At 70.0% G+C, this 15,315-nt stretch carries 17 protein-coding genes; 7 read left to right on the forward strand and 10 right to left on the reverse strand.

The genetic code is table 11. The features are described 5' to 3' along the window. Positions 1-10: 10 nt before the first annotated feature. From Srubr_RS28050 to Srubr_RS28060, 3 genes are read left to right on the forward strand one after another with little or no spacing between them, the layout of a single operon-like run. Entirely contained in the window at positions 11-469 is a 459-nt protein-coding gene (locus Srubr_RS28050; protein ID WP_308439898.1) for a MarR family winged helix-turn-helix transcriptional regulator, read from the forward strand. After that, a complete protein-coding gene (locus Srubr_RS28055) occupies positions 466-1,899 on the forward strand; it encodes an MFS transporter (RefSeq protein ID WP_189994141.1) in 1,434 nt (477 codons plus the stop codon). The genes Srubr_RS28050 and Srubr_RS28055 overlap by 4 nt, the downstream gene beginning before the upstream one ends. 32 nt (positions 1,900-1,931) lie before the next feature. After that, positions 1,932-2,225: a DUF1330 domain-containing protein gene (locus Srubr_RS28060; RefSeq protein WP_189994143.1), complete on the forward strand. Its 294-nt coding sequence runs from the start codon at positions 1,932-1,934 to the stop codon at positions 2,223-2,225. A 30-nt stretch (positions 2,226-2,255) separates the two neighbouring features. Here Srubr_RS28060 and Srubr_RS28065 read toward each other — a convergent pair whose 3' ends face one another. Both Srubr_RS28065 and Srubr_RS28070 read right to left on the reverse strand, forming a co-directional pair. Then, positions 2,256-2,507 carry a DUF397 domain-containing protein gene (locus tag Srubr_RS28065; protein ID WP_189994145.1) on the reverse strand — a complete coding sequence of 84 codons (252 nt, stop codon included), beginning with the start codon at positions 2,505-2,507 and terminating at the stop codon, positions 2,256-2,258. Further along, positions 2,504-3,349 carry a helix-turn-helix domain-containing protein gene (locus tag Srubr_RS28070; protein WP_189994147.1) on the reverse strand — a complete coding sequence of 282 codons (846 nt, stop codon included), beginning with the start codon at positions 3,347-3,349 and terminating at the stop codon, positions 2,504-2,506. Before Srubr_RS28070 ends, Srubr_RS28065 begins: the two co-directional genes overlap by 4 nt. 138 nt (positions 3,350-3,487) lie before the next feature. On the opposite strand from Srubr_RS28070, the gene Srubr_RS28075 reads away from it, so the two are divergent. From Srubr_RS28075 to Srubr_RS28085, 3 genes are all read left to right on the forward strand, one after another. Continuing rightward, the gene (locus tag Srubr_RS28075; RefSeq protein ID WP_229926630.1) at positions 3,488-3,976 is read left to right on the forward strand and encodes an ATP-binding protein; all 489 of its coding nucleotides are present in this window, start codon (positions 3,488-3,490) and stop codon (positions 3,974-3,976) included. Between the two features lie 200 nt (positions 3,977-4,176). Then, positions 4,177-5,022 (forward strand): helix-turn-helix domain-containing protein, encoded by an 846-nt coding sequence (locus Srubr_RS28080; protein ID WP_189994149.1) that lies wholly within the window; start codon positions 4,177-4,179, stop codon positions 5,020-5,022. A 1-nt stretch (position 5,023) separates the two neighbouring features. After that, entirely contained in the window at positions 5,024-5,593 is a 570-nt protein-coding gene (locus Srubr_RS28085; RefSeq protein ID WP_229926631.1) for a Uma2 family endonuclease, read from the forward strand. Between the two features lie 12 nt (positions 5,594-5,605). Here the strand turns inward: Srubr_RS28085 and Srubr_RS28090 are convergent, their stop codons facing one another. From Srubr_RS28090 to Srubr_RS28110, 6 genes are all read right to left on the reverse strand, one after another. Continuing rightward, positions 5,606-6,070, reverse strand: a complete 465-nt coding sequence (locus Srubr_RS28090; protein ID WP_189994153.1) for a hypothetical protein — start codon at positions 6,068-6,070, stop codon at positions 5,606-5,608. Between the two features lie 2 nt (positions 6,071-6,072). Beyond that, positions 6,073-6,570 (reverse strand): hypothetical protein, encoded by a 498-nt coding sequence (locus Srubr_RS28095; RefSeq protein WP_189994155.1) that lies wholly within the window; start codon positions 6,568-6,570, stop codon positions 6,073-6,075. Positions 6,571-6,597: 27 nt separating this feature from the next. Continuing rightward, the gene (locus Srubr_RS41040) at positions 6,598-7,158 is read right to left on the reverse strand and encodes a hypothetical protein (RefSeq protein ID WP_229926632.1); all 561 of its coding nucleotides are present in this window, start codon (positions 7,156-7,158) and stop codon (positions 6,598-6,600) included. Positions 7,159-7,169: 11 nt separating this feature from the next. Next, a complete protein-coding gene (locus Srubr_RS41045) occupies positions 7,170-7,679 on the reverse strand; it encodes a hypothetical protein (protein ID WP_229926633.1) in 510 nt (169 codons plus the stop codon). Positions 7,680-7,715: 36 nt separating this feature from the next. Continuing rightward, positions 7,716-8,099, reverse strand: coding sequence for a hypothetical protein (locus Srubr_RS28105; RefSeq protein WP_189994156.1), 384 nt, complete (start codon positions 8,097-8,099; stop codon positions 7,716-7,718). A gap of 141 nt (positions 8,100-8,240) precedes the next feature. Beyond that, positions 8,241-9,692 (reverse strand): aldehyde dehydrogenase, encoded by a 1,452-nt coding sequence (locus tag Srubr_RS28110; RefSeq protein ID WP_189994158.1) that lies wholly within the window; start codon positions 9,690-9,692, stop codon positions 8,241-8,243. Between the two features lie 162 nt (positions 9,693-9,854). Between Srubr_RS28110 and Srubr_RS28115 the strand changes: the two genes are divergently transcribed. After that, complete coding sequence (locus tag Srubr_RS28115; RefSeq protein ID WP_229926634.1) at positions 9,855-10,574, forward strand: TetR/AcrR family transcriptional regulator; 720 nt, start codon at positions 9,855-9,857, stop codon at positions 10,572-10,574. A 95-nt stretch (positions 10,575-10,669) separates the two neighbouring features. Here Srubr_RS28115 and Srubr_RS28120 read toward each other — a convergent pair whose 3' ends face one another. Both Srubr_RS28120 and tuf read right to left on the reverse strand, forming a co-directional pair. After that, the gene (locus tag Srubr_RS28120; protein ID WP_189994160.1) at positions 10,670-13,744 is read right to left on the reverse strand and encodes a glycosyl hydrolase 115 family protein; all 3,075 of its coding nucleotides are present in this window, start codon (positions 13,742-13,744) and stop codon (positions 10,670-10,672) included. Between the two features lie 228 nt (positions 13,745-13,972). Further along, positions 13,973-15,166: an elongation factor Tu gene (gene tuf / locus Srubr_RS28125; protein ID WP_189994162.1), complete on the reverse strand. Its 1,194-nt coding sequence runs from the start codon at positions 15,164-15,166 to the stop codon at positions 13,973-13,975. Positions 15,167-15,315 lie beyond the last annotated feature (149 nt).

A 15,315-nucleotide genomic window follows, 5' to 3' on the forward strand; every position in this document is an offset into this window, starting at 1 on the left:
TGCTTCGGCCATGAGTCGTCAAGACACCGCTCCTGGCGCGTCCGCCGCCATCGGGGCAGCCCTCTACAGCCTGGCCACCAGGGCCGCGAGGCGCCTGCCCCGGGACATGAGCCTGACGTCCGCCGCCACCCTGGCCACCCTGGACCGGACCGGCCCGCGGCGCGTCACCGATCTGGCCGCGGTCGAGGGCGTCACCCAGCCCGCGATGACCGCCCTGGTCCGGGTGCTGGAGGAGTCCGGCCTGGTCGAACGGCGGGACGACCCGTCCGACAAGCGGGTCAAGCTGGTGTGCCTGACCGAGGCCGGCGCCTCCTATGTCCGGGCGCGCCGCCAGGCGGGCGTCCACGCGTTCGAACGGTTGATCGGCAAGCTCACCGGCGACGAGATCGAGGCGCTGGCGGCGGCCCTTCCGGCGCTGAGGCATCTGGCAGAACTCGAAAGCCAGGACCGCGAAGAGCGGAAGCGGTGACCGGACAGCCGGTCGGCGGGGGCGCGGCGAAGGCGTTACCGGTGGCGCGTTCCGAGGCGCGGCCGCTCGTCCCCGCCCTGATGTTCATCGCTCTGGTCGTGGCGGCGGTCGGCAGCCTCGGGACGCCGCTCATCACCAGCGTGGCGACCTCGTTCCACGTCTCGCTCGGCAGCGCGCAGTGGACGCTGACCGTCGCGCTGCTCAGCGGTGCCGTCGCCACGCCGGTCCTGGGCCGGCTCGGAGCCGGTCCGCACCGGCGGGCCACCATCCTCGCCACGCTGGCGGTCGTCGTCGCCGGCAGCGCGCTCACCGTGCTGCCGCTGCCGTTCGCGTGGCTGCTGGCAGGCCGGGCGGCCCAGGGCATCGGGCTCGGGCTGACGGCGCTGATGATGGGCGTGGCCCGGGACCACCTCCCCGAGGAGCGCGGCGCGGCCGTGATCGCCCTGATCTCGGTGGTGTCGATCATCGGGGCCGGGGTCGGCTACCCGCTGGCCGCACTGCTCGCCGAGTTCGGCGGGGTACGGGCCGCCTACGGCCTCGGCCTGGTCGTCACCGCCGCCGCCCTCCTGACCGCGTGGCGCTCCATACCCGAAGCCCCCGAAGGCCGCTCCGCCCACGTGGACGTGGCAGGCGCGGTCGTCCTGGCCGCCGCGCTGCTCCTGGTACTGCTCCTCGCCGGCGAACGGAGCCTGTGGACCCGGCACCTCGCCGTGGCGGCGGGCCTCGCCGTCGTCGCGGTGGTGCTGCTCTGCGTCTGGGCCGTCATCGAGCTGCGCGGCACCACGCCCCTGGTCGGTGTACGGGCGGTGCGGCACCCGGCGGTCGCCGGGGCGAACCTCGCCATGTTCGTCGGCGGGATCGGCATGTACCTCCTGCTCACGCTCATCACCCGGTACGCGCAGACGCCACACGGCGCCGGCTACGGCTTCGGGCTGACGACCTTCGTCGCCGGGCTCGTCCTCGTCCCGTTCTCGGTGCTCGGGTTCGTCGCCGGCAAGCTCACACCGCGGCTCCGGACGCGGATCGCCGGCCCCCTGCTCCTGGCAGGCAGCGCCGTCGTGGTCGGCGGCGGGTTCGCCCTGTTCGCGGCGGCCCGGTCGGACCTGGCCGAACTGTTCACGGCGATGGGCGTGCTCGGCTTCGGCGTCGGCGGCTTCTCGGCCGCGATGCCCGGCGTCATCCTGGCCGTCACCCCCAAGAGCGAGACGTCGAGCGCCATGAGCTTCAACTACGTCGTCCGCAGCGTCGGGTACTCCCTGGGCAGCGCCATCGGCGGCCTGATCCTCGCCGCGGGCACCCGCCCCGGCCGACTCTTCCCCGACGACAGCGCCTACACCACCGCGGCGCTGGCCGGCCTCGGCGCCATGGCGATCACGACGCTGACAAGCCTCGCTCTCGCCCGCCGACGCGTGTCCGAGACCAACCCGTAAGTCAGATGCACTCATCCCACACTGGAGGTTCCATGCCCAAGGGCTACTGGGTCAGCGTCTACCGCACCATTTCGGACCCCGAGAAGCTGGCCGCCTACAACAAGCTCGCCCGCCTGGCCGTCGAGGCCGGGGGCGGCCGGACCTTCGTCCTCGGCGGTCGGGTCGAGGCGTACGACGCCGGAATCGCCGAGCGCACCGTCCTGGTCGAGTTCGACAGCTACGAGCAGGCCGTCGCGACGCGCGAGAGCGCGGCCTACCAGGAGGCGCTGGCCGCCCTCGCCGACGGCGTCGAACGCGACTTCCGCATAGTCGAAGGCATCGACTGACCGAGGTCCGTCTCTCAGCGTTTGCCTCGGTCAGCCGCGCGAAGCGTAGGCCACGAAGTCGGCCCAGGCGGCCGGGGCGACGGTGAGGCACGGGCCCTCGGTGTTCTTGGAGTCGCGGATGTGGATGGTGGAGGGGGTGGGGGCGACTTCGAGGCAGTCATGGCCATTGCTACTGCTGCTGTAGCTGCTCTTGGACCAGGAGAGGGCCGCCTCGACGCAGTCGTGTCCATTGCTGCTGTCGCTGTAGCTGCTCTTGAACCAGCGGAGTTCCGGGGTGCTCATAGTTCTCCCAGCGCTTTCTCGATGATGTCCAGAGACTCCTCTGGTGGGAGCGCCTGAGCCCGGATGATGCCATAGCGCAGGTCGAGGACGCGGAGCTGCCTCGGGTTCGAGACGGGTCGACCCGAGAAGTCACCGTCGGTACGGCCCATTCCCGTACCATCAGCGAACTTCAGCACTTGGATGCGGCCTCCCGTGCCAGGGTGATTCGCGCGACTGGTCGGCATCACCTGAAGCTCTACGAACGGCAACTGGGCCACCTCCAGCATGTGTTCGAGCTGCCGACGCAGCACCATTTTGTCCCCGACCGGACGCCGGAGCGTCACCTCTTCCTGGACGAAACTCAGCTCGGGTGCGGGCGAGCGGTCGAAGACGGACTTGCGGGCCATCCTGGCACCCACCATGCGCTCCAACTGGTCGGGCGAGTAAGCCGGGCGCCAAGTGCGAAGCAGCGCTCGCGCGTACTCCTCCGTCTGCAACAGCCCGTGGATGTTGTGGTTGCTGTAGAGGAGCATCTCCACCGCCCGCCCCTCCAGTTCCGCCAGCTCCCGTACCTTCTTCGGGTACCGCGCCTTCCTCATGTCCTCCCGGAAGGCCCGTAGATGCCCTTGGGCCTTCAGGAACGTGTCCGCGTTGTCCAGGAACTCGGGCCTCGGGATACGCGCCCCGCGTTCGATCTTGCGGATCATGTCCTCGCCGTAGCCCAGGGCCTCCGCCAGTTCGGGGACGCTCACGCCGGCCGACTCGCGGCAGACCTTGAGCAGTCGGCCCACCGCCTGGACGACCGGCTCGATCTCGTCGCCCGGCTCGACGTCCCAACCGGCCTCGTCCACACCCTCACTCATGGCTCCTCCTTCGGCGCGCAGCTTTACCCGTACAACGCCGGAGACAGCCGAGACAGCCGAGACAAAACGGGAGACAGTGACTGTACGTACAGGCGTTGTCACTCCCCTACGGAACCAGCCTTCGCCACGCTCTGTGATGTGAACCAAGAAATGGGTGCCCCTGAAAATCACCTCACCGGCCACATCCCCACCTTCGACATCCGGCTGTCCCCCACACCCCGCGGTGCCCGACTCGCCCGGCTGCTCGCCGAACAGCATCTGCGCTCGTGGGGGCTGCCGGTGGAGCAGGTGACGCAGATCGTCGCCGAGCTGGCCGCGAACGCCGTCACGCACGGTCGCGTACCCGGCCGGGACTTCCAGCTCCTGATCTACGTCGTCGGCCACACGCTCCGTATCGAGGTCACCGACACCCGCGACGACCGTCTCCCCCGGCTGCGACTCCCGAGCGAGGACGGGGAGGCCGGGCGCGGACTGCTCCTCGTGGAGGCGCTGGCCGACAGGTGGGGCGTAGCCGTGGGTCGTCGCCCGCGCAAGACGGTGTGGGCCGAGGTGACCCTCCCGCACCGGGACCCGGCGGACCGTGCTCCGGTGACACGGGCGGCAATTCCCCAAGGAACACCAGGGTGAAAGAACCCCACCAAGCCCCACCCCTCCCGCCCACGGAGCAAACTCACTCAGGAGGGTGAACATCACCAACTTGGCTGGATTTGGGGCTGGTTGTCTGCCCTACGCTCAGCGCAACACCACCGCAGACATGAGTCGGCCCTCGCCGGGAGTAGCGTTCCCAATGCGAGGGCCTGACCACCGAGGAAGGCATGAACTTCCCGATGGATATCGAAGACCCTAGCGCGCCCGCGCGCACCCAGTCCCGCGTTACCGCAAACAACCACCCGAACCGGGGCCCTCACACCGGCGGACTCGTCCACGACCACACCCGCCACACCACCCGCTTCACGGTGATCGGCAACCACCTCGTCCAGCACGCGGAGTTGTCACTCCTCGCGATCGGCCTGGCGTGCCACATCCAGTCGCTGCCACCGGGTGCCCGCGTCGACATCAAGACCCTGGCCGCGCGGTTCCCCGAGGGCGCGATCCGCATCGCGGCGGCCCTGCGGGAGCTGGAGACCTATGGCTACCTGCGCCGCGAACGCACCCGCGTCCCCGGCGGCCGGATCGTCACCCGCACGATCTCCTGCAACCAGCCCGGCCGCCGCGCCGAGGACCCACCCGCACCCCGGCGTCGGCAACAACCCCGCCGTACAGCCCTCCCGGCCGTACCGAAACCCGCGTACCCCTCCCCGGAGCTACTCCGCCTGGCCACGGACGTCCTGGCGGGCCTGCGCCGCAGGGACCCCCGCCTGCTCCTGTCCGCCACGGAGGCCGAACACCTGGCCCCAGGGGTAGCGGCCTGGCTGGAACGCGACGTGCCCCCCACGGCCGTACGCGAGGCCCTGACCAGCAACCTCCCCCCGGACCCCCTGACCCGCCCGGCAGCCCTCCTGGCCCACCGCCTGACGACGGGCCTCCCCCCGCTTCCCCCCTACCGCACCCCCGAACCACCCCCACCGGTCCGCCACCCCCTCCAGACCTGCGAAACCTGCGACCGAGCCTTCCGATCCCCCGATCCCGGCCACTGCCGCGACTGCCGGACCGGCGTGCTGGAGGCCGCGTAAGGTGCGGCCCAACCACTACCGAGCCCTGCGTGATGCCCTCCGCTCGATGGAAGACACCCTCCCCGGCAAGTTCGAGATCACCTGGGAGGGAATCGTCCACGACCTGATCTCGCCCAACGGCCACCACGAGCTGACCCGACTGCTTCTCCGTAAGCATCTGGAGAAGGTCATGCCGGACGAGTTGCTGGCCCACAACGGCACCCCGGACGTGGAGGACGAGCCCGGGAACATCCTGCGGCACCCCGACGTGACGGTGATCGCCTGGGAAGACCTCGACACCGAAGGCTCCATCGACCCCCGTACCGTCCTCGCCGCCATCGAGATCGTCTCCCGGTCCAACCCGGACAACGACTGGGTGGGCAAGGTGCGCGACTACGCCCTGATGGGCATCCCCGTCTACGCGGTCTTCGATCCACGCACCGGCACCGGCGCCGTCTTCACCGACATCCATCCCACCCCGGCCGGCCCTCGCTACGCCACCCGGAAGGACTTCGTCTACGGCGAGAACGTGACGATCGCCGACTGGACCATCCCGACCCAGGGCCTGCCGCTCTACGACCGGACGACATGACGCATGTCCGTATCAGAGCTTGTACACGCCCCGCCAGACCCAGCCCGCGCCGAGGACAGCGTCTCGCAGGGGGTCGGTCATCTCCCGGGTGTCGAAGCGGAACACCTCGACCCTTTGCTTGCGGCCGTCAGGGCCCTGTTTCGTCTCCCACTGCCGGTACACCGCGGGCGCGTGCCCGCGTCCGTACTGGGCGTTGGCCTGGTCGGACGAACGGTTCTCCCACCGCTCCTCCACAACGCGCACCTCCCGCTTCTCAGGGACGAGTCGCATCCGCGTCCTGAGGGCCACACCCACTCTCGGAAGCCTGCACTCCGCCACCACGTCGGCCTTCTCGTCAGGCGAGGCATTGCGCACCCGGTACGGCACGTCCGGCCCGTTGAGCCCGAAGAGAACCGTCCGGACCTCCTCGGCCGACAGCGGGGTGACACCGGCATCAGGGCGCTTCGTACCGGCCAGCTTGTCCCACAGACGCCCCATGGCTACAACCCCGCCCCCGTGTCCGGACGAACCGTGCGAACGAATTCCTGGAAGTCCCGCAGGACCGTGTCGTGCTGGGCGACGGAGGCGGTGAGGATCAACCGGATCACCGCCTGCTTACGCACGTCTTCGACATCCGACACGAACAGGTACACCTGTGACTGGACGAGATCACGAAGTGCGCCGTCCACGACCGCGGAGAAGGCCAGCCGCTGCGTCAGGGCGGGTGCCTCGGCGGTCCCCACCTCGCGGCGGTCGGTCACGTCCACCGACACGGCCAGCTCACGCAGACGCTCCACCGACTCGTCCGCGAGGTGAGCCGGCGTCGCCCCGTCCGGCAGCCTCTCGCCGTCGATGGCGATGGTCGCGGTGAAGCCGGCGTCCGGCCGCGGGTGCACCGCCACGAAGGCCGCGTGCTCCGCGTCGGGCCTGTCCGGGCCGGCCGGAAGCCAGCCCTCCGGCAACCGGAACTCGATGGGCGTCGGTAGTGTGGCGGGCATCTCGGCCCTCCTTCCAGGCGAAGCGGATCAGAACCAACTGGTGACGGTGTCCTTGGCGGAGCTGAGGCCGTCTCCGACCGTGTCAGCCACATCGCCCAGCGCGTCGGCCGCGGCGCCTGCGGTCTTCGTCAGCTTGTCCGGGTCAACGGTGATCTCCACGCCCACCGCCCCGCCGAAGACCGGGGAAGCTCCGGCTTTGCCGCCGAGATGGTATATGCCGTCATCATCCTTCTTGTAGCCCCACCAAGCCTCCGCTCCGGGGCCGGCCCAGCCCTCGCCCGTAACGCCGACACCGATGCCCGCGACTTCACCGCCCCCGGCTACGGTTCCTTTCGCCCCCGCGAACGCCTTCGCCCCGACAGTGACCTCTTCCTTGGTCAGCTTCGCATTGACTCCCGCCTCAGCACCGGCGAACCCTTCGCCCCGAAGGTAGCCACCGGCGTAGGGGCCGTACTCGGCACGTCCTTCAGTGAGTGCCCGCACCCCGGCGGACACCTCGGCCTTGCCCACGACACCCTTTTTGTTGAACCCGTAGTTCGCGGTGGCCCTGGCTCCGCCATAGCCGTCGGCTATCCCCGCGAGTCTCAAGTTCCCGTTGGTCAGGGTGCCTTCCGCAGTCGCGTGGAAGAGGTCGCCGTAGGCCTTGAGGGAACCCTCCTTGCCGTACTTGGGACCGGTGACGGAAAAGCCGGCACCGGGTCCTCCGTGTCCGTCCCGAGCAACTGGCGGTCCCGGGCGCTGAGTTTGCCCTCGTCCAGCGAAACGACACCCTGGTCCGACACCTTCATGCCGGCGGCGATCGCGTCGTCTCGCGCCGACTCCAGCCGCTTGCGCAGGTCCGTGAACTGGGCGTGCGCGTCACGGAGGAGCGAGGCGACCGCCTTGGCCTCCGTCTGGGCGCTCTGGTACTCGGCGATCCTGACGCCGAAGCGCGCGTTGGCGGCCTGCCGGCTCTCCCCCAGGAACGTCGGGCGCAGGGTGATCCCGTGTACGTCGTCCCGGTAGGCCGTCTCCTGCTTGTGCAGCTCCTTCGCCATGCCGTCCCAGCGTTCGGCGGCCGTGGTGAGCGTGGACAGGTCGGTCGTCAGGATCTCGTGATAGGTCGGCATGGGTCCCCGTTGTTTCTCGTACCGGTGTGAGAAGGCTCAGCCGCCCGTCGGCGGCGTGTAGGTGTCGAACACCGACACCTGGCGCGCCGTACCGCCCACCAGCAGGTCCGTCCCGCTCAGCGCCTTGGCGTTGTCGCGAAGGGCCGACTCGTCCCCCGCCAGCCGGTTCAGCAGGTTCTTGACCTGCTCGCCCCAGGTGGCGTGCGCCTTCTTCAGGGCACCGGACGTGAGCCAGCCGTACCCGTCCTTCGCGTCGAACGCCTTCACCGCGGCGTGCGTCTCCTCGTCCGCCCACTGGCCCGCCGCCTCGGTGCGCGGCCCGATCTCGCTCTGAAGCTTGTTCGCCGCGGCCGTCTTCTCGGCGGGAGACGAGGCGAGGTCCGGCCGCCCCCCGCCCGCTCCCGTGTCACTGCCCGCCATGCCACCCACCCCTCGTCCGCCCCTCTGGCGTGCTTCGTCCCACTAACAAGCGGCGTGTCGCACTGATGTGCTGATATGCGGCTCTGACGCTTCCCTCACGGGCGCCCGCCCCCGGCCGCCTGCGTTCGGTGCACGCGGTGCTCAGTCGCGGGCCGGGGCCACCCCGAAGATGGTCTTGGTCTCGCGGTAACCGGCCAGGCCCTCTTTGCCCATCTCGCGGCCGATGCCCGACGCCTTGAAGCCGCCGCCCGGCGCACCGAAGTCCGGCGCGTAGCCGTTGATGCCCATGGTGCCGGTGCGCACCGCCCGGGCGACCGCGAAGGCCCGCTCCGCGTCTTCGCTGAAGACCGCTCCGCCCAGACCGTAGGCCGAGTCGTTGGCCAGGCGGACGGCGTCGTCGTCACCGTCGTGCGGGATCAGCGCCAGCACGGGGCCGAAGATCTCCTCCTGAGCGATCGTCATGCCGTTGTCGACGCCGGTGAAGACGGTCGGTTCCACGTACCAGCCGCGCTCCAGCCCCTCCGGGCGGCCGCCGCCGGTGGTGATGCGCGCGCCCTCGGCGAGACCGGCGGCGATGTAGCCCTCGACGCGGTCCCGCTGCCGCTCGGAGATCAGCGGGCCGATCCGGGTGTCCTCGTCCCACGGGTCGCCGACCTTCAGCGTCTTGACGGCGGCGGTGATGGCCTGGGCGAACTCCTCGTAGCGGGCGCGCGGCAGCAGGATGCGGGTGAGTGCCATGCACGCCTGGCCGTTGTTGGGCACGATGCCGCCGGCCAGGGCGTACTGGACCACCGTGCCCAGATCGGCGTCGTCCAGTACGACGGCCGCGGATTTCCCGCCCAGCTCCAGGCTCACACGCTTGAGATCGTTGCCGCAGAGGGAGCCGACCCTGCGCCCTGCGCGTGTGCTGCCGGTGAAGGACACCTTGTCGATGCCGGAGTGGCGCACCAGGTACTCGCTGACGTGGCGGTCGGCGGCCACGATGTTCAGCACACCGGGCGGCAGGCCGGCCGCCCGCGCCGCTTCGGCCAGCAAGTAGAACTCCAGCGGTGTCTCCTCAGGCGCCTTGGCGACGACCGTGCAGCCGGCCGCCAGCGCCGGAGCGACCTTGGCCAGCAACAGGAACAGCGGGCTGTTCCACGGCACGATCGCGGCGACCACGCCGACCGGCTCGTGGCGCACGGTGAACTCGGTTCCGGTCAGACCGGTCCGTACCTCCTCCATGCCGTCCCTCTCGGCCATGTCGGCGTAGTACTGGAGCAGGCCGGCGCCCGCCTGGCCGATCCACAGGTTGTTGGCGCGCGTGGTGCCGACCTCGTCGGTCATCACATCGGCGATCGCCTCTCCGGATGCGGTCAGGTTCTCCGCCAGCCGGCGCAGGATCACGCCCCGCTCACTCGGCGACATCCGCGGCCACGGACCCTGGTCGAACGCCCGGCGCGCCGCTCCGACGGCCAGGTCGATGTCGTCGGTGACGCCCAGCGGCGCCCGGCCCACCACCTCCTGGGTGGAGGGGGACATCACGTCGGTCATCAAGGCACCGGCCGGCTTCTGCCACTGGCCCTCGATGAAGAAGTACTCGTATTCGTACATATAAGTTCTTTTCGGGAGGGCACCGCCGGGGGCGCGCGGGAGGCCCTTCCTTCCCGCACAGCCGACTCCCCTGCTTAGGTACCACCGGTATCTTGTCTCGGTCCCCACCGTAACGAACCACCGGTCACTTATCAACGGACCGGTGGTCTGTACGCTGCTCCCGTGGACTTCCAACGCGCCCGCAGCGACGAACAGCGCGCCCAGAGACGGCGGCACATCCTCGAGGTGACGGCCGGGATGCTGACCGAGATGCCGGTCGCGCAGCTGAGCCTGAACGAGCTGAGCCGGCGTGTGGGCCTGGCCAAGGCGAACGTGCTGCGGTACTTCGAATCACGCGAGGCGATCCTGCTCCAGCTGCTGGACGCCGAGCTGCGGGACTGGCTCACCGAGCTGGAGGAAGCGCTCACCCCCGTCCAGGGAACGCCCCGCGAGCGCGGAGACCGGCTCGCCCGGGTGCTGGCCGAGACCCTGGCCGAGCGACCGGTACTGTGCGACCTCATCAGCGCCCAGGCCGCCGTGCTGGAACGCAACGTCTCGGCCCAGGTGGCCATCGAGCACAAGTACGCGACGCTGCGCAGCTTCCGCGCCCTGGCCGGGCTGGCCCGCCGCTGCCTTCCCGAACTCGGCCCGGAGGACGCCTTCCGGCTGACGGGCTTCATCTCGCTGGCGGCCAGTGCGGCCTGGCCCTACATCCAGCCGTCACAGGCCCTGACGGCGGAGTACCCGGACGATCCGGTGGTGGCGGCCATGCACGTCGACTTCGCCGGCGTCGTCCGCCAGATCCTGGAAGTGTCCATTTCGGGGCTGCTGGAGCGCCGGGAGGACGTGCCGCTGGGCGCCGGGCCCCTGGCCGGGATACCGCACGGCATCGGGCAGGAGTAAGGAGAGGGGGACTCCCCCAAGGGTTCGGGGAGCCGGTCTCCCGGGGACGGACCGTGTCGTACCCCGGGAGGATCCGACGCAGCTCTACGCGGTCGTCACAACCGCCGGCTCTCCAGCGGCCCCAGGTACAGCTCCGGCAGGCCGCCCGTGTCGATCAGCAGGCGCTGGACCACCACCGTCGGGTCGACCATCCAGAACTTCAGGCGGTGGACGCCCGGTGAGGTCACCGTGTGGCGGGTGGCCGTGCGGTTGATGTTGTCCGACGTGTTGCGGGCCCACACCGTGTTCAGCGCGCCGTCGTCCGCGCCCTCGGTGATGTCCACCGTGCGGATCGGGCCGTCGTCCAGGGAGACGCCGTAGCGCAGGCCCGAGACCCCGGGCAGCGCCGGGTTGCCGGGGGACAGGTACGCCCACACCGTCACCTCACCGGGGGCGGACAGCAGCGTCACCTCGTACTCCAGGCGGGGGGAGGCGCCACCCGGAGTGCGGCTCGGGGACGTCACCGGCCACGGTGTCATGCCCGCACTCGTGCGGCCGATGCCGTCGATGCGGCGCCACTGGCCGACCGCACGGTCATAGTGCCCGGCGTCGATCGCCACGTAGCCGCCGGCCTCCACGAAGCCCCGCGGCCGCACGCCCGACGGGCGCTCCGCCACGCAGCGGACCGGGACCGACGCTCCCGCGCCCCGCACCGTCAGGGTCGCCTCCGCGCGCCCCTTGGGGGCCCGGGACCAGTCGACCTCCACCTCCAGGCGGACCTGCTTGTCCACCCGGCCGCGCGGCCGGTCCACCCGCAGCCAGGGCGCCGAGACCGACACCTCGTAGGGGAAGGGAGTACGGCCCCGGTTGAAGATCTCCACGTACTGGCGGGGGCGGGTCTGGTACGGGCTGAACGGCGGCAGAGCCGCCTCCCCCGACGCGCCTCCGGGCCACCACTCGCCCTTGTCCTCCGCGCCGTCCACCGACACGCCCAGCTCCGCCGCCTCCGGCACCTCGATGCGCCGCACCGCCGGGAAGAGCACGTCGGGTATGGCCACGTTGTCCTTCTCCGGCTGCTGCCAGCCCGCGTTGGGGCCGTAGCGCTCCACATCGCCGTAGTCGATGTGCGGCTGGGTCTGGAAGCCCTGCCATTTGCCATTCGCCACACGGGAGTTGAAGCGGTCGGCGAGGGCGAAGTCCCGGTCGAGGCCCGCCTCCGCCTGGGCCGCCCGGTCGTTCGTCGCGGCCCGGCCCTGCGCCGCGTAGAGCAGGTTGGTGAACTCCGCCTGCCGCAGCTCGTACAGGTTCGCGGTCGCCGTCACCTCGTAGCCGGCCAGCTCGAACCACGCGTCCCGCAGCCGCTCCGGCAGCCGGCGCTCCACCCGTTCGGCGCGGCGGCCCAGCTCGCGCCACTCCTCGGTGACCCGCTCCAGCTCCCGGTGCGCGAAGTAGTACGGGGTCTGCTGGTCGTCGTAGACGATGCGGTCGCCCGAGAGGGTGATCCGGCGGTTCAGCAGCTCCGGTTTGCGGCGGGCCTGGAGCCGGCCGTACTCCGCGAGCAGCGCCGCGATCTCCTTCGCCTGCGCCTCGCCGAAGTTCTGCCGGGCGTAACGTTCCTCCCACGCGCCGAGGCGTTCCAGGGGCAGGCGGTCCGGGTCCCAGGCGTAATTGAGGAAGAACTCCGTGGGCAGTTCGTTGCCCTTCAGGTCGCCGACGTTGACCACCCACAGGCCGTGGTTGCCGTAGGCGTGCGCCTGGTGGAGCTGGTCCCAGACGTTGCGGAGGTTCGCGGTGTCGACCCACTTGTAGTTGCGGCCGTCGCCGACATAGTCGAAGTGGTAGTACAGGCCGTAGCCGCCGGTGCGCGGGCCGTCCGGGTGCTTGCGGATGTTGCCCCAGTTGTCGTCCGTGAGGACCACGGTGACGTCGTCGGGGGCGCGCAGGCCCCGGTCCCAGTAGCGCTGCACCTCCTTGTAGAGGGTCCAGACCTGGGGGGTCTCGGCGGCCGGTCTTCCGGTCACCTCCTCGATGATCTTCCGCTGGTCGGCGATGATCTGCTGCATCAGTTCGATGCCGTCGCCGTCGGGCAGGCTGGTGTCGCCGTTGCCGCGCATGCCGAGGGTGACGACCCCCTCGAACCCCTCGTCGACCATGCGCTGGATGCCCGCGCGCCAGTACGCGCGGATCGCCTCCGCGTTGCGGCGGTACGACCACTCGCCCGTGCCCCCGTAGGGGTCGGACCCCGAGCCCGCGTGCCGGTTCCACTCCTCGATGCCGCGCATCATCGGCGCCTCGTGGGAGGTACCCATGACGATCCCGTACTGGGCGGCCCTGCGATGGTTCTCCGGGTCGTCCTCGGCGAACGCCCTGCCCCAGACCGCCGGCCACAGGTAGTTGCCCTTCAGGCGCAGCAGGACCTCGAAGACCTTCGCGTAGAAGTCGGCGGTGAAGCCTCCGGGGTACCCGGGCGCCTTCCCGGGGCCGAAGTAGGCCGGGGCCCAGGTGCCGAGCGCCGGGTTCTCGTCGTTGATGAAGACGCCCCGGTACTTCACCACCGGGGTCCCCTGGGTGAAACGGCCCGGCTTCACCCACACCTGGCTCCGGCGTGTCGGCGGCACGTCGTCCCACCAGTGCCAGGGCGAGACCCCGATGCCGTACGAGACGTCGTACGCCCCGAAGATCGTGCCCCGCGGATCGCTGCCCGCGATGACGAACGCCCGCTCCACGCCCGGCATCGGGTGGTCCACGACGGTCTGGAGCGAGGTCTCCCACTTGCCGCGCACGCCGGTCACGTCGAGCTTGCCGGACCGGATCAGGCCGTCGATCAGCGGGCTGCGGCCGATCGTGCCGACCAGCACCGGGAAGCGGCCGATCGTCGAACCCGGACGGACCCCCGTCACCCGCGCGAGGTCGTCCCGCAGATCCCCTGCGACCCGTACGACTCCGGGGTGATCCTCCTGGCTGACCACCACCGGCGCGCCCACCAGGGAGAACACCCCGCCGGTGAACGAGATGTACGACCCCGGGTCCGTCACCCGCAGCCCTCCCCCGGACCCGGCCCCGGCCCCGGACACGGACCCGGACTCCGCCCCGGACGCGGCCCCCGCCACCGGCCCCGACACCGCGGCCAGCCCGGCGCCCAGAACCGTCCCGCCCAGGACCGTCCTACGGCTGACGTGCGCAGACGACATACGGCACTCCTCCACTTCCCCACACGCTCCCTATTTGCTCAGCGGCATGACAAATAGTGGGCGAGGCTACGGCGTCGGGGAACGGGTCGGACGCACCGAATAGTTTCGAGCGGGCGGAAAAGCCGGCGGGCTGACGGGCCGGCGGGCGGAAAAGCAGAAGAGGCCCGTACGACCGGAGTCGTACGGGCCTCCCCTTAGGTCAGGTGCTGACCCTCAAGCAAGCGGAACTTACTTGACGATCTTGGTGACCTGGCCGGCGCCCACGGTGCGGCCACCCTCACGGATGGCGAACTTCAGGCCCTCTTCCATGGCGACGGGCTGGATGAGCTCCACCTTCATCTCGGTGTTGTCACCCGGCATGACCATCTCGGTGCCCTCGGGGAGGGTCACCACGCCGGTCACGTCCGTCGTGCGGAAGTAGAACTGCGGACGGTAGTTGTTGAAGAACGGCGTGTGGCGGCCACCCTCGTCCTTGGACAGGATGTAGGCCTGCGCCTCGAACTCGGTGTGCGGGGTGACCGAGCCCGGCTTGATGATGACCTGGCCGCGCTCGACGTCCTCGCGCTTGATGCCACGGAGGAGCAGACCGACGTTCTCACCGGCCTGGCCCTCGTCGAGCAGCTTGCGGAACATCTCGATGCCGGTGACCGTGGTGGAGGTCTTCTCCGGCTTGATGCCGATGATGTCGACGTTCTCGTTGACCTTGAGGACACCACGCTCGATACGGCCGGTGACGACCGTACCGCGACCGGTGATGGTGAAGACGTCCTCGATCGGCATGAGGAACGGCTTGTCGACGTCGCGCTCCGGCTGCGGGATCGACTCGTCGACGGCCTTCATCAGGTTGAGGACGGAGTCCACCCACTGCTGCTCGCCCTCAAGGGCCTTGAGCGCGGAGACCTTGACGACCGGAACGTCGTCGCCGGGGAACTCGTACTCGGAGAGGAGCTCACGGACCTCGAGCTCGACGAGCTCCAGGATCTCCTCGTCGTCCACCATGTCGGCCTTGTTCAGGGCGACGACGATGTACGGAACGCCGACCTGGCGGGCCAGGAGCACGTGCTCCTTGGTCTGCGGCATCGGGCCGTCGGTGGCGGCGACCACGAGGATGGCGCCGTCCATCTGCGCCGCACCCGTGATCATGTTCTTGATGTAGTCCGCGTGACCCGGGCAGTCGACGTGGGCGTAGTGACGCGCCTCGGTCTGGTACTCGACGTGCGCGATGGAGATGGTGATACCGCGCTGACGCTCCTCGGGCGCCTTGTCGATGTTGTCGAACGGGGTGGCCTCGTTCAGGTCCGGGTACGCGTCGTGCAGCACCTTGGTAATGGCGGCCGTGAGGGTCGTCTTACCGTGGTCGATGTGACCGATGGTGCCGATGTTGACGTGCGGCTTAGTCCGCTCGAACTTCGCCTTCGCCACTGGGGTCCTCCTGTGGAGTGGTTCTGTACGCCTTACTTCATCGGCGCCAGGTGATCTTTGCTGTAAAGGCCCGGAACCCGGGGCAAACGCTCGCGATTGCGGACGTTTGCCCTTGGAGGCTCCGGAGTCAAGCCTACGGCGTGTTTACG

Origin of the sequence: Streptomyces rubradiris (assembly GCF_016860525.1) — a bacterium.
Taxonomy (GTDB): Bacteria; Actinomycetota; Actinomycetes; order Streptomycetales; family Streptomycetaceae; genus Streptomyces; species Streptomyces rubradiris.

What these genes read in the sequence shown, in the direction of transcription:
- Srubr_RS28050 (WP_308439898.1), top strand. Translation starts at nt 11, where the DNA reads ATGAGTCGTCAAGACACCGCTCCTGGCGCGTCCGCCGCCATCGGGGCA.
- Srubr_RS28060 (WP_189994143.1), top strand. Translation starts at nt 1,932, where the DNA reads ATGCCCAAGGGCTACTGGGTCAGCGTCTACCGCACCATTTCGGACCCC.
- Srubr_RS28065 (WP_189994145.1), bottom strand. Translation starts at nt 2,507, where the DNA reads ATGAGCACCCCGGAACTCCGCTGGTTCAAGAGCAGCTACAGCGACAGC.
- Srubr_RS28070 (WP_189994147.1), bottom strand. Translation starts at nt 3,349, where the DNA reads ATGAGTGAGGGTGTGGACGAGGCCGGTTGGGACGTCGAGCCGGGCGAC.
- Srubr_RS28080 (WP_189994149.1), top strand. Translation starts at nt 4,177, where the DNA reads ATGGATATCGAAGACCCTAGCGCGCCCGCGCGCACCCAGTCCCGCGTT.
- Srubr_RS28090 (WP_189994153.1), bottom strand. Translation starts at nt 6,070, where the DNA reads ATGGGGCGTCTGTGGGACAAGCTGGCCGGTACGAAGCGCCCTGATGCC.
- Srubr_RS28095 (WP_189994155.1), bottom strand. Translation starts at nt 6,570, where the DNA reads ATGCCCGCCACACTACCGACGCCCATCGAGTTCCGGTTGCCGGAGGGC.
- Srubr_RS41045 (WP_229926633.1), bottom strand. Translation starts at nt 7,679, where the DNA reads ATGCCGACCTATCACGAGATCCTGACGACCGACCTGTCCACGCTCACC.
- Srubr_RS28105 (WP_189994156.1), bottom strand. Translation starts at nt 8,099, where the DNA reads ATGGCGGGCAGTGACACGGGAGCGGGCGGGGGGCGGCCGGACCTCGCC.
- Srubr_RS28110 (WP_189994158.1), bottom strand. Translation starts at nt 9,692, where the DNA reads ATGTACGAATACGAGTACTTCTTCATCGAGGGCCAGTGGCAGAAGCCG.
- Srubr_RS28120 (WP_189994160.1), bottom strand. Translation starts at nt 13,744, where the DNA reads ATGTCGTCTGCGCACGTCAGCCGTAGGACGGTCCTGGGCGGGACGGTT.